This window comes from Amnibacterium setariae (assembly GCF_003581425.1).
GTDB classification, from domain to species: domain Bacteria; phylum Actinomycetota; class Actinomycetes; order Actinomycetales; family Microbacteriaceae; genus Amnibacterium; species Amnibacterium setariae.
In genome coordinates, this window is the sequence record NZ_QXTG01000002.1 from 1,024,805 (window position 1) to 1,037,201 (window position 12,397).

The 12,397-nt window shown below is 74.4% G+C and carries 12 protein-coding genes; 3 read left to right on the forward strand and 9 right to left on the reverse strand.

Features of this window, described 5'->3' with window-relative positions; all coding sequences use genetic code 11:
* Positions 1–217: 217 nt before the first annotated feature.
* Positions 218–1,681, forward strand: a complete 1,464-nt coding sequence (locus D1781_RS12885) for a sugar transferase (protein WP_119482646.1) — start codon at positions 218–220, stop codon at positions 1,679–1,681.
* Positions 1,682–1,861: 180 nt separating this feature from the next.
* On the opposite strand, the gene D1781_RS12890 is transcribed toward D1781_RS12885, so the two are convergent.
* Both D1781_RS12890 and D1781_RS12895 read right to left on the reverse strand, forming a co-directional pair.
* On the reverse strand, positions 1,862–2,827 hold the full coding sequence (locus tag D1781_RS12890; protein ID WP_119482647.1) for a tetratricopeptide repeat protein: 966 nt from the start codon (positions 2,825–2,827) through the stop codon (positions 1,862–1,864).
* Between the two features lie 5 nt (positions 2,828–2,832).
* Positions 2,833–4,566, reverse strand: a complete 1,734-nt coding sequence (locus D1781_RS12895) for a hypothetical protein (RefSeq protein WP_119482648.1) — start codon at positions 4,564–4,566, stop codon at positions 2,833–2,835.
* 242 nt (positions 4,567–4,808) lie between these two features.
* Between D1781_RS12895 and D1781_RS12900 the strand changes: the two genes are divergently transcribed.
* Both D1781_RS12900 and D1781_RS12905 read left to right on the forward strand, forming a co-directional pair.
* Entirely contained in the window at positions 4,809–6,230 is a 1,422-nt protein-coding gene (locus tag D1781_RS12900; RefSeq protein WP_233551329.1) for a DivIVA domain-containing protein, read from the forward strand.
* A 16-nt stretch (positions 6,231–6,246) separates the two neighbouring features.
* A complete protein-coding gene (locus D1781_RS12905) occupies positions 6,247–7,314 on the forward strand; it encodes an AI-2E family transporter (protein ID WP_119482649.1) in 1,068 nt (355 codons plus the stop codon).
* A 363-nt stretch (positions 7,315–7,677) separates the two neighbouring features.
* Here the strand turns inward: D1781_RS12905 and D1781_RS12910 are convergent, their stop codons facing one another.
* The 7 genes from D1781_RS12910 to pyrH form a co-directional block, all read right to left on the reverse strand.
* Complete coding sequence (locus D1781_RS12910) at positions 7,678–8,415, reverse strand: alpha/beta hydrolase (RefSeq protein ID WP_199706587.1); 738 nt, start codon at positions 8,413–8,415, stop codon at positions 7,678–7,680.
* Positions 8,412–8,687, reverse strand: a complete 276-nt coding sequence (locus D1781_RS12915; protein WP_119482650.1) for a hypothetical protein — start codon at positions 8,685–8,687, stop codon at positions 8,412–8,414. The genes D1781_RS12910 and D1781_RS12915 overlap by 4 nt, the downstream gene beginning before the upstream one ends.
* A 2-nt stretch (positions 8,688–8,689) precedes the next feature.
* The gene (locus D1781_RS17975; protein ID WP_233551330.1) at positions 8,690–9,283 is read right to left on the reverse strand and encodes an aggregation-promoting factor C-terminal-like domain-containing protein; all 594 of its coding nucleotides are present in this window, start codon (positions 9,281–9,283) and stop codon (positions 8,690–8,692) included.
* A gap of 142 nt (positions 9,284–9,425) precedes the next feature.
* Positions 9,426–9,968, reverse strand: coding sequence for a DivIVA domain-containing protein (locus tag D1781_RS12925; RefSeq protein ID WP_119483289.1), 543 nt, complete (start codon positions 9,966–9,968; stop codon positions 9,426–9,428).
* Positions 9,969–10,032: 64 nt separating this feature from the next.
* The gene (locus D1781_RS12930) at positions 10,033–11,052 is read right to left on the reverse strand and encodes a phosphatidate cytidylyltransferase (protein WP_119482651.1); all 1,020 of its coding nucleotides are present in this window, start codon (positions 11,050–11,052) and stop codon (positions 10,033–10,035) included.
* 3 nt (positions 11,053–11,055) lie between these two features.
* Positions 11,056–11,610: a ribosome recycling factor gene (gene frr / locus D1781_RS12935; RefSeq protein WP_119482652.1), complete on the reverse strand. Its 555-nt coding sequence runs from the start codon at positions 11,608–11,610 to the stop codon at positions 11,056–11,058.
* Between the two features lie 42 nt (positions 11,611–11,652).
* A complete protein-coding gene (gene pyrH, locus D1781_RS12940; RefSeq protein WP_119482653.1) occupies positions 11,653–12,351 on the reverse strand; it encodes a UMP kinase in 699 nt (232 codons plus the stop codon).
* Between the last annotated feature and the right edge of the window lie 46 nt (positions 12,352–12,397).

Below are 12,397 nucleotides of genomic sequence, written 5' to 3' on the forward strand. Positions count from 1 at the left end.
CCGTGCACGGCTCCCCCGAAGTGGGGTCCGCAGAAATGGGGACACCGCTTGTCCGCACAGCGGCACCGGTAATAGCGTCTGATCACCCCCGAGCGGCGGTCCCCGTTCCCCAGACGAGGAGCCGCCCAGCCCCGAAGCGGAGGCGTCCCCACGCCCCCGCCCCGGACCGACGTGCGCCCGAAACGCCGCCGGCCCCGGTCCGATCACCCGAAGGACCATGACCGCCTCCCCCATCACCCTCCCCGCGACCCCCGCGCGGACCGCGACCGGCCGACGCTGGTCGCAGCGCCTCGCGATGCGGCTCGCCGCCACCGACGCCCTCGTCGTCGCGCTCACCGTCCTCGTGGCGCACCTCGCGGCGTTCGGCGCCGCCGGTCGCGCCGCGACGACGAGCCGGTACGCCGCCGACCTCCCGTACGCCGTGATCTCGCTCGGCCTCGCCGTGCTGTGGCTGACCGCCCTGTGGGTGGTCGACTCGCGCGACGAGGACGAGATCGGCACCGGCACGACCGAGTACCGCCGCGTCATCCGCGCCGGCGTCGCGACGCTCGTCATCACGATCGTCGTCGGCTTCTTCCTCGGCATCGACCTCTCCCGCGTCTGGGCGAGCGCCGTCGTGCCCGCGGGCACCGCCCTGCTGCTCGCCGGGCGCTGGGGCTGGCGCCGCCACCTCATGCGCCGCCGGGCGCTCGGCCTCGACTCGCACCGCGTGGTCCTGCTCGGCTCGACCTCCACGGTCGTCAGCACGGCGCTCGACCTCGCCCGCCAGCCGGGCCACGGCTACCGCGTCGTCGGCGTCGCGCTGACCGACGGCCCGTCCGAGGGCACGGTCGCCGACCTCCGCATCGTCGGCGCGGTCGACGACGTGCCGAACGCGCTCCGCGCGCTGGAGGCCGACACCGTGATCGCCACGAGCAGCGAGCACCTCTCCGCCGAGCGCCTCCGCGACCTGGCCTGGCACCTCGACCCGCAGCAGCACCACCTCGTCGTCGCGCCGAGCATCACCGACGTCGGCGGGTCGCGCATCCACCTCCGCCCGGTCGCCGGCCTGCCCCTCATCCACGTCGAGACGCCGCACCAGGCGGGCCTGGGCCGCGCCATGAAGCGGGTGTTCGACGTCGTGGTCGCGTCGATCGCGCTCGTGATCCTGGCGCCCGTGCTGCTGGTCGTCTCGGTGCTCGTCCACCGCGACAGCCCCGGCGGGGTGCTGTACCGGCAGGAGCGCATCGGCCGCGACGGCGAGCCGTTCTCGATCCTGAAGTTCCGGTCGATGACCGCGGACGCGGACGTCCGCCGTACGGAGCTGACCGCGGGCCTCGGCAAGGGCCTGTTCAAGATGGCGGACGACCCGCGCATCACCCGCGTCGGCCGCGTCCTGCGCCGCTACTCCCTCGACGAGCTGCCGCAGCTCATCAACGTGCTGCGCGGCGAGATGAGCCTCGTCGGCCCGCGCCCGGCGCTGCCCTCGGAGGTGTCGGAGTACGACCGCCGCGAGCTGCGCCGCCTGGCGGTCACGCCCGGGCTCTCCGGCCTCTGGCAGGTGAGCGGCCGCTCGGACCTGGAGTGGGCCGACGGCATCCGCCTCGACCTCTACTACGTCGAGAACTGGTCGATGACGCAGGACCTGCAGATCCTCTGGCGCACGGCCCGCGCGGTCGTCACCTCCTCCGGCGCCTACTGACGGGTCGGCGACGACCCGGGGTCGCCCGTGCAGGCCGATGTCGGCGATGCAGGCCGGATCGGCCGGATCCGGCCTGCAGGAGCGACATCGGCCTCCAAGCCCGACCCCTGTCGGACCCACGACGCCGGACCACTCGAACCACCCGCCCGCCGACGCGCGGATCGCCCGTCCCGCGCCGCCTCAGTACAGCAGCGTCGCGAGCCGCCGGCGGGCCGCGACGACGCGCGGGTCGTCCGTGCCGGTGAGGTTGAAGTAGTCGAGCAGGCGCGTGCGGATCGCGGTGCGGTCGTCGCCGGAGGCGGTGGCGAAGGCGTCGAGCAGCCGGTCGAACGCGTCCTCGACATGGCCGCCGGCGACGTCGAGGTCCGCCACGGCGAGGGCGGCCGCGACGTCCTTCGGGTCGTCCGCCGCCGCGGTGCGGGCCTCGGCCGGCACGGTGCGGAGGCGGTCGAGCAGCTCGACCTGGGCGAGCGCGGCGGGGGCCGCGGCGTCCCGCGGGTCCTGGGCGATCGCGGTGCGGAACAGGCGCGCGGCCTCCGCGTAGTCCTGCCGATCGATGGCCGCGTAGGCCTCCTGGTGCAGCGGCGGGAGCGGCTCGGGCTCCGGCTCCGCCGCGGGAGCGCCCTCCTGGTCGGCGCCGGCGACGCCGGGCACCGTGCCGGTCACGCCGTTCTGCGCGGCCAGCTCGAGCACCTGGTCGAACAGCGGCCCCATGCGCTCCTCCGGCAGCACGCCCGCGAACAGCGGGACGGGGCTGCCGGCGACCACGGCGACCACCGTGGGGATCGACTGGGCCTGGAACGCCTGGGCGATCTGCGGGCTCGCGTCCGCGTCGACGATCGCGAGGAGGAGCCGACCCGCGGCCGACTCGACCACGCGGCGCAGCGAGACGGCGAGGTCCTGCGACGGCGTGCTCCACGTCGCGACCAGCGCCACGACGACCGGGACGGTGCGCGACAGCTCGACGAGCTGCGGGAACTCGGCGTCGCCGACCTCGACGACCACGTCCGACGGCGGCGCCTGCTGGCCGTCGGGGGCCGGACCGCGCGCGGACTGCGCCGCCTGCTGGTTCTGCCGGGCGACGAGCGGGGAGAGGTCGATCGCCCCTCGGAGCCCGCCGGGGGGCGGGGCTGGAACAGCGGCCACGGTCCTCACAACTCCTTCGCGGAAACCAGCCCCTGATCGTAGCCGAGCAGCGTCACCGGCTCCTTCGAGCCGGCGGAGGGCACCGAGAAGAGCAGCTGGTACCCGTACACGGAGCGGATGCCCTTCCCGGTCGAGTCCGTCTTCGACAGGATCTTCGTCCCGCCGCTCGGGCGGACCGTGACGCCGCTGCGCTTCGGCTTGACCGTCCACTGCTCGTCGAGCTGCACGGCCACGAGGGCGCCCGCGCCCGCGGTGGTCAGGGCGACGACCGACTGCGGATCCGAGGGCAGGTCCTTGAAGGTGATCCCGGCGGTCGAGCCGAGCTTCTTCGCGATGGCCTTCTTCGCCTTCTCGCCGACCGCGCCGAGCAGCGGGTCGTCCGTCGTCGCGAAGGCCTTCGCGGCGTCGGCCTGCGCGTCCTGCAGCACCGCGCCGTACTCCCCCGCCAGCTCGGCCGGCTCGACCGCCAGCACGGGCGTCGTCGGCACGAGGCGCTTCGCGCCCTCGAGCGCGGAGGGGAGGCTGAGCGCCTTCTTGCTGTTCACGAGGGCCATCGAGTACTGCACCTTGTAGTCGGCGCGGGGATCCTGCTGCACGAGCGCGAGGGCGACGGGGGCGATCTTCTTCGACTTCGTGTCCGCGACCGTCACGAACAGCGTGCGGGGCCAGGTCGCGGTCGCCTCGGGGAGGATCAGCTTCAGGTCCGCGCGCTTCGTCGGCGCGAGGGCGGGCGGGAGCGCCGCCTTCTTGTCCTTCTTCCGGATCTTGTACGCCGCGGTGCGGAGGGCCAGCGCGGGGCCGGTGAACCGCTCCGCGAGCGCCTCGGCGTCGCGGTCGGCGTCCGCGGCGGCCTCGACGGCCGTCACGCGCTGCACGATGCGCGTCGCCTGCGCCTCCGTCATGGAGGCGGCGGGCGCGGCCGCCGCGGTCGCGGGGCCGGCGGCCGGGGCGAGCAGCGCGGCGACGACCGCCGCCGCGAGCCCGCCGCCGCCGAGCGCCACCCGGCTGCGGACGCTGCGGCGCCCGCGGCCCGGCACCGGCGCCGCGGAGGCGGGGCGCTGCGGGCGGTACTTCGGCGGCTGGGGACGCCGCGGCATCTTGGCCGGCGGCTTGCGGCGCGGGCCGCGCGACCGGCGCACGTGGATGAGCGCCCAGAGGTAGAGGAGCAGCCCGACGACGGCGAGCGCGCCGCCGGCGACGATCAGCGGCACGGCGAGCGGCGTCGCGGTGCGCATCGGCCAGGTGAGGCGGACGTCGGAGGGGGCGGCGGAGGCGCCGTCCGCGGCGACGAGCACGGACATGTTCGCCGGCACGTTCACCGTCCAGCCGAGGTCGCCCTGCGCGCGGCGCTGGTCCACCCAGAGGTCGGAGCCGTCCGGGTCGGGGGTGCCGCCGCGCAGGCCGCCGACGACGGGGGCCGTGCGCACGGCGGGCTTCTGCATCGCGCCGGCGTCGTCGACGCGCAGCTCGGCGTAGCGCTGGCCGGACAGCCACGCGGTGACGTCGCCCGTGCGGCCGTACGCCGCGAACGCGACCTTCGAGCCCGCGAGCCGGAGGCGCTGCTGGCCTTCGTGCGACCGCAGCACCGACCCGGGCACGACGACGTAGTGCACGCCGGAGGGGACGTCCGCGCTGACGCTGACGTGGTCGGCGGGCTTCAGCACGGTGCGCTGGGCGACGCCGGCGGCGACGAGCACTCCGGCGATGAGCAGGGTGACCAGCGCGATCGCGAAGCGCACACCGTCTCCTCTCGTCCGGCGGGATCGGCGAAGTCGGCGACAGGTCGCGCCCGTGGCGTCGACCGGCCTCGGAGCGGCGTGTCCCGCGATGCGCGGCCCCCAGAACGCGGGTCAGCATAACCGGCGGCCCCCGCGGGGCGACGCATGTCGGCGGGCGCGCCGGAAGCGCCGGACCTACACTCGTCCACACCGTGCGGCGCTGCCGTCCGCGCGACGAACCCACTGCTGACGAGGAGCGACACGTGTCCGACGAGTCCGGCTTCACCACGGCGATGCGCGGCTACAACCGCGACGAGGTCGATCGTGCGATGCAGGAGCTGCGGCGCGAGCTGATCAAGGCGAACTCCTCGCTCGCCGAGGCGCAGCGCGAGGTGAAGCGCCTGGGGCAGCGCGTCGAGGAGCTCGACGGGGAGCTCGAGGAGGTCGGCAGCCCGACGTACTCCGGCCTCGGCCACCGCCTGGAGAGCCTGCTGCGCCTCGCCGAGGAGCAGTCCACCCGCGTGATCGCGCAGGCCGACATCGACTCCGAGCGGCTGCGGGCCGCGACCCAGGCCGACGTGGACCGCATGCGGGTCGAGGCCGCGGAGCTCGCCGAGCGGCTGCTCGGCGACGCCCGCGAGCAGTCCGAGGCGATGCTCGCCTCCGCCCGGGCGGAGGCGGACCAGCTGGTCGAGCGCGCCGAGCTGCACGCGGAGACGACGACGCAGGACGCGACGCGGGAGGCCGCCGCGATCCGCGGCGCCGTCGCGACGGAGGCCGCCGAGCTGCGCGGCACCGCGAAGCGGGAGGCCTCCGCGGTCCGCAGCGCCGCCGAGCGGGAGGCCGCGGAGCTGCGGGTCGTCGTCGAGCGGGAGACCGCCGCGGCGAAGGAGGACGCGCAGCGGATGACGCGCGAGACCGAGTTCGCCCGCGCCGAGCTCGACCGCGAGCTCGCGGCCCTGCGCGCCGACGTCGAGGCCGAGGTCGAGCGGACCCGGACCGAGCTGCGGCTCGAGGTCGAGCGCGCCCACGCCGACCTGTCGCGCAAGGCGGAGCTCGCCCGGGCGGACGTCGCCCGCGAGACGGAGACCGCCCGGCTCGCCGCGGCCCGCGAGGCGGAGGCCGCGCGCGCCGAGCTGCTCGAGGAGCTCGAGGGCATGCGGCGCGCGCAGCAGCGCGAGCACGAGGCGACGCGCAACGCGCTCGCCGCGGACCTCGCCGAGCTGCGGGACGCGACCGAGCAGGAGATCGAGCAGGCCCGCCTGGACCTCGACGTCGAGCTGAAGGCGCGGCGCGACGAGGCCGAGCAGGACTACCTCGCGCGGCACCAGGAGGCGGTCGCCTCCACGCAGCGCTACCTCGACGACGCGAACGCGCAGCTGTCGGACGCCATCCGCCGGGCCGCCGACAAGCGGCTCGAGGCCGACGCCCTGCAGATGCAGATCGAGGTCGACGGGCGCCGATCCCGCGAGGCCGCGCAGGCCGAGGCGGCGGAGCTCGTCGCGACGGCCCGCGACACGGCCCACGCGATCGTCACCGAGGCCGAGCAGCGCTCGGCGCAGCTGGTGCGCGACGCGGAGGACCGGCTCGCGGAGCTCCGCGAGGAGCGCGACGGCATCGCCCACTACTTCGAGTCGCTCCGCGGCGCGCTGGGCAGCGCGCAGCCGGTCGACGTCGAGTCCTGATCGGCGCGCGGACCGCATGAAGGTCCAGAACCCGTTCCGGACCGGCCTGGTCGGCACCCTCGGCGTCCTGCTGGCGCTCGCGATCGGCGCCGCCGTGCTCCAGCTCGCGACGATCCTCACCTACGTCGTCGCGGCCGCCTTCCTGGCGCTCGGCCTCGACCCGCTCGTGAGCCAGCTCGAGCGGCTCCGGATGCCGCGCTGGCTCGCGATGCTGATCGCGGTCGTCGTCGTGATCGGCGTCTTCGTCGCGATCGCGTTCCTCATCGTCCCGGTGATCGTCACGCAGATCGGCAGCCTCGTGAAGGGCATCGCCGACTTCGCCAGCCAGTACCAGGGCTGGAACGACTTCGTGAACCAGGTCCAGACCGCCGTGGGCAGCTCGATCAAGGTCAGGGACCTGATCGACCAGGCGGTCGCCTACCTGCAGGACAACGCGGGGACCATCACCGGCGGCGTGCTGTCGGTCGGCGTCGGCATCATCGGCGGCATCGGCGGCGCCGTGATCGTCGTGATCCTGACGCTGTACTTCACGGCGTCGATGCGGGAGTTCAAGGGCGCGCTGTACCGGATGGTGCCGATGTCGCGCCGCGCCCGCTTCGCCTCGATCGCGGAGCAGATCTTCTCATCGGTCGGCCGCTACGTGATCGGGCAGGTCGGCCTGGCGCTCGTCAACGGGGTGCTCAGCTTCATCTTCCTGTCGCTGATCGGTGCGCAGCTGCCGGCGGTGTTCGCCTTCATCGCCTTCCTCGGCAGCCTCATCCCGCTCGTCGGCACCGTCTCCGCGGCCGTGCTGATCGTGCTCGGCCAGCTCGTGCTCGCGCTCCCGGTGCACACCGGCGGCGGGCTGCCGATCTGGCTGTGGGTCGCGATCTACTACCTCGTCTACATGCAGCTCGAGGCGTACGTGCTCAGCCCGAACATCATGAACCGCGCGGTGAAGGTGCCGGGCGTCGTCGTCGTGATCGCGGCGCTGGTCGGCGGCACGCTGCTCGGCATCCTCGGCGCGCTCATCGCGATCCCGGTCGCCGCCGCGGTGCTGCTCATCATCGACCAGGTGATCGTCCCGCAGCAGGCGGAGGCCTAGCCCGGCCCCGCTTCGTTCCCCGCTGGTCGGGGTGCGATCGCAGCGAGCCTCGAGACCACCCCGCGGCTCCGGATGGTTTCGACACGGGCGCGGAGCGCCCGGCTCAACCACCGTGCGGAGCGCGCGCAGCGAGCGCAGCCGCTGGTCGGGGTGCGAGCGCAGCGAGCCTCGAGACCACCCCGCGGCACCGGGTGGTTCCGACACGGGCGCAGAGCGCCCGGCTCGACCACCGTGCGCAGCGCGCAGCGAGCCCACCCGCTGATCGAGGTGCGAGCGCAGCGAGCCTCGAGACCACCCCGCGGCTCCGGGTGGTCTCGACCACCGTGCGGAGCGCGCGCAGCGCGCCCACCCCCGCCCTTGCGGTCAGTCGACGACGAGGGCGGCGGGGACCGTCGTGGGGAGCGGGGACGCGGCCGGGTTGACCACGCGGACGATCTCGTCGAGCGCGCGGCGCACCTGCGGCTCCCCCACCCACAGGTGCTTGGCCCCGTCGACGGCGATCAGCTCCGCCTCCGGCACCACCGCGAACCGCTCGCGCGCCTCGGCCGGGCGGAGGAAGTCGTCGAGCTCCGGTACCAGCGCGACGAGCGGACGGCCGCTGCCGTGCCACCGGGCCAGCTCGCTCTCGGAGGTCCGGTGCAGCGGCGGCGACAGCAGGATCGCGCCCTCGACGTCCTCCGCGAGGCCGTACTTCAGCGCGAGCTCGGTGCCGAACGACCAGCCCACCAGCCAGGGGTGCGGCAGGCCGCGCCCGGTCGCGAACGCGACCGCGGCGGCGACGTCGTAGCGCTCCGCGACACCGCCGTCGTACTCCCCCTCGCTGGCGCCGCGCGGGCTCGACGTGCCGCGGGTGTTGAACCGCAGCACCGCGAGGTCCGCGAGCGCGGGCAGCCGGTTCGCGGCCTTCCGCAGCACGTGCGAGTCCATGAAGCCGCCGTGCGTCGGCAGCGGGTGGAGGGTGACGAGCGTCGCGACGGGCTCGCGGTCGACCGGTACGGCGAGCTCGCCGACGAGGGTCAGACCGTCCGCGGTGTCGAACGCGACGTCCTCGCGCCGCGCGGCGAGCACCGTGCCGCTGCGGACCTCGACCTGCTCGCTCACGCCGCACGCCAGCAGTGGGCGTGCCAGTGCCGCCGGGCCTCGAGGTCGGCCTGGTCGCCGAGCACGCCGTCCGCGCGCCACACGACCACGTGGGCCACGCCCTCCTCCACGACCCCGCCGCACCCGGGGCAGCGGTACTCCTTCAGCGCCTGGGCGGCCGAGATCGGCTGCACGTGCCACGACCGGCCGCGCCGCTCCTCGACGCGCGCGGCACCGGCGAGGCGCAGCGGCGGCGGCTCGTCGTTCGAGCGGAACCGGTTGCGGCGCGGCACGATCAGTACCAGTTGACGGCCTGCGAGTGGGCCCACGCCCCGCACGGGCTGCCGTAGGAGCCGGCGATGTAGCCGAGCCCCCACGTGATCTGCGTCTGCGCGCTGTTCTGCCAGTCGCCGCCGGCGGTCGCCATCTTGCTGCCGGGCAGGGCCTGCGGGATGCCGTAGGCGCCGCTCGGGTTCGCGGCGTGCGTGTTCCAGCCGGATTCCTTGTTCCAGAGCTTCACGAGGCAGCTGAACTCGCTCGGCGCCCACCCGCGCGCCGCGACCGCCTTCGCGGCGAACGTCTGCGCCGTGCCGACCGGGGTCGTGTAGCTCGCGACGCCGCTCGAGCCGCTGCCGGCCTTGGCGCCCGTGCCGCCCCCGCCGATCACCTGCACCTCCGCCTCGGCCTTCGGCGCGTCGACCGCCTTGAACCCGTCGCGCTTCACGTCGACGAGCACGTAGCCGCCGTCGATCTCGTACCGCTGCACGCCCGACGCCTTCACGAGGGCGGGCTGCTGGTAGAACGGCGCCGCGGTCGCCCCGGCGTACGGGTCGGTCACGGTCACGAGCGCGATGCCGGCGCTCGCGAGCATCGCGAACAGGCCGAGCACGAGACGCCCCCGGGACCTCGGTCGCACGGGTGCTGCGGTCGACGTCGGGGGGACGGTGGTTCCAGGTGCTGCCACGATCGGAAGAGCGTACCCGAGGGCCTCGGCGGCCCTCCCTCCGCCACCCCGCGCGATCAGGCCGCGGTCATCGCACCGCGAGCATCGCCTCCACGAGGCCGTCGATCAGCACGTCGACCTGCGCCTCGCTGTACCCGCCCCGCTTCGGGCGGAACGCGATCGATCGAACCCGCTCCACGGGCACGTTCGAGCCGTCCTCGAAGTACGACCGCGCCTCCTCGGCGAACCGGTCGACGTCGGCGACCGAGTAGCCGATGTGCGCGAAGCCGACACGGGTGAACCGCCTGCCCGCCGGCCGTTCCAGCCGGGCGATGATCTCCTTCGCGAGCTGCCGCGTGCTCGCGTAGTACGCGCGCTCGCCGCCGGACCGCACCGCCGCGTCCCGCTCCCGCACCGCGAACGCGTCCTCGAGGCGCTCGAGCGCCGCGTCGACCGCGGGGGTGGCGTAGCCGCCGCGCCGCATGGTGAACGCGGTGCGACGGATGTCCGCGGCGCGCAGCGACCCAGGACCCGCGTCGAACTCGGCGCGCGCGACCGAGATGAACCGGTCGACCTCCTCCGGGTCGTACCCGAGTCGGCGGTGTCGTTCGCGCGGGAAGGTCGACGGCATGGCCGACATGATGCCGGAGCGCGGGCCGCGCGGCCCCCGTTCGCGGGGTCCGGCGTGTCCGCGGTCAGGCCGTGGCGAGGAAGAGCGCGAGGGCGACGGCCGCCGACGGCAGCACCGAGTCGAGCCGGTCGAGCAGGCCGCCGTGGCCGGGCAGCCACGACGACATGTCCTTGACGCCGATGTCGCGCTTGATCATCGACTCGCCGAGGTCGCCGAGCGTGCCCGTGGCGAGGATCACGACGCCGAAGACCGCGCCGAACCAGATCGGGCGGTCGAGCAGCAGCGGCGCGAGCACGGCGCCGAGCACGATCGTCGCGACCGCGGCGCCGGCCAGCCCCTCCCACGTCTTCTTCGGGCTGATCCGCGGCGCCATCGGGTGCTTGCCGAAGCGCAGGCCGGTGACGTAGGCGAACACGTCGCTCGCGACGACGACCGCGAGGAACGCGAGCGTCCACCACTGGCCGCCCCGCTGCGCGAGCAGCACCACGGCGGACGTGCCGAGGCCGGTGACGTACAGCTGGACGAACGCCGTCACGAGCAGGTCGCGCCCGAGCAGCCGACCGGCGACGGGCCGGGCGGGCTGCTGCAGCAGCCGCCACAGCACGGCGACGACCACCGCGAACACGACCGCCGCGAGCCAGCCGCCCGGGACCAGCGGCGTCGGCAGGCGGCCGGCGCCGGTCTGGTCGGGCGCGGGCAGCACCGACACGTAGGCGGCGGGCACGGCGAGCACGCCCGCGACCGCGGCGCCGACGCGCGGCACCCGGATGCCCGCGTGCCGCACGGCGACCGCGAGCTCCGAGGTGCCGAACCCCACGAGCGCCATCGCGAGCAGCACGAAGATCGGCTTCCAGATGACGAGGCTGACGATGACGAGCGCCCCCAGGCCGACGCCGAGGCCGATCGCGCCGACCAGGTTGCGGCCGCTGCGCGCGGTCAGGCGCGCGTTGGCCTCGTCGAAGTGGGCGCGGGTCTGCCGCACCTGGTCGCGGATCTCACCGCGGGTCGCGCGGATCTGCTCCTGCAGCTCGGCGGAGTTCCGCGGCCGCCGGGACCGCCCCGTGCCGGGCCCCCCGTCCGTCACCGCTCAGACCTCGAGCAGTTCGGCCTCTTTGCGCTTCAGCGCCTCGTCGATCTGATCGACGTGGCGCTTCGTCAGCGCCTCCAGCTCCTTCTCGCCGCGCGAGATCTCGTCGTCGCTGACCTCGCCGGTGAGGGCGTCCAGGTCGTCCTTCGCGCGACGGCGGATGTTGCGCACGGAGACCTTCGCGTTCTCGCCCTTGTCGCGGACGATCTTCACGAACTCCTTGCGGCGGTCCTGCGTCAGCTCCGGCATCACCACGCGGATGATCGAGCCGTCGTTCGACGGCGTCGCACCGAGGTTCGGCGCCGTCGCGATCGCCTTCTCCATCTCCTTCAGCGCGCCCTTGTCGTAGGGCGTGATGACGAGCATGCGCGCCTCCGGCTGCTGCAGGCTCGCGAGCTGGCCGAGCGGCGTCGGGGTGCCGTAGTAGTCGACCGGGATGCGCTGGAACAGCGCCGGGTTGGCGCGGCCGGTCCGGACGGTGTTGAAGTCGTCCTTGGCCACCTCGACCGCCTTGGTCATGCGGTCGCCCGCCTCCTGCAGCACGTCGGCGATCACCGGCGACCCCTCTCCTCGAACAACCCTGGAAGCCTACCGGCGTCAGGCTGAGACGACCGTGCCGACCTCGGCCCCGCGGATCGCGTCGGCGATCGAGCCGTCGCCCTCGATGCCGAAGACGCGCATCGCCATGCCGTTGTCCATGCAGAGGCTGAAGGCGGTGGAGTCCACGACCTTGAGGCCCTTCTGCAGCGCCTCCGAGTACGTGACGCTCTCGAGCTTCACCGCGTCGGGGTCGAGGCGCGGGTCGGCGGAGTAGACGCCGTCGACGCCGTTCTTCGCGACGAGGACCTCGTCCGCGTGGATCTCGAGCGCGCGCTGCGCGGCGACCGTGTCGGTCGAGAAGAACGGCAGGCCGGCGCCGGCGCCGAAGATGACGATGCGGCCCTTCTCGAGGTGCCGGATCGCGCGGCGCGGGATGTAGGGCTCCGCGACCTGCGTCATCGAGATCGCGGACTGCACGCGGGTCTGCACCCCGGTCTGCTCCAGGAAGTCCTGCAGCGCGAGGGCGTTCATCACCGTGCCGAGCATGCCCATGTAGTCGGCCCGCGTACGGTCCATGCCGGCCTGGCTCAGCTCGGCGCCCCGGAAGAAGTTGCCGCCGCCGACCACGACGGCGACCTGGACCTCGGTGGAGGCCGCGGCGATCTGCTCGGCGATCGACCGCACCACGTCCGGCGCGACGCCGAACGTGCCGCCTCCGAGCGCCTCGCCCGACAGCTTCAGGACCACACGACGCATCCGCTCCCCCTCACGTTCCGGACGAGGCTAGTGGACGCGCGGCGGC

Excerpts from the sequence above, each read along its gene's own strand:
- D1781_RS12905 (WP_119482649.1), top strand. The coding sequence starts at position 6,247 with ATGAAGGTCCAGAACCCGTTCCGGACCGGCCTGGTCGGCACCCTCGGC.
- pyrH (WP_119482653.1), bottom strand. The coding sequence starts at position 12,351 with ATGCGTCGTGTGGTCCTGAAGCTGTCGGGCGAGGCGCTCGGAGGCGGC.
- D1781_RS12885 (WP_119482646.1), top strand. The coding sequence starts at position 218 with ATGACCGCCTCCCCCATCACCCTCCCCGCGACCCCCGCGCGGACCGCG.
- D1781_RS12925 (WP_119483289.1), bottom strand. The coding sequence starts at position 9,968 with ATGCCGTCGACCTTCCCGCGCGAACGACACCGCCGACTCGGGTACGAC.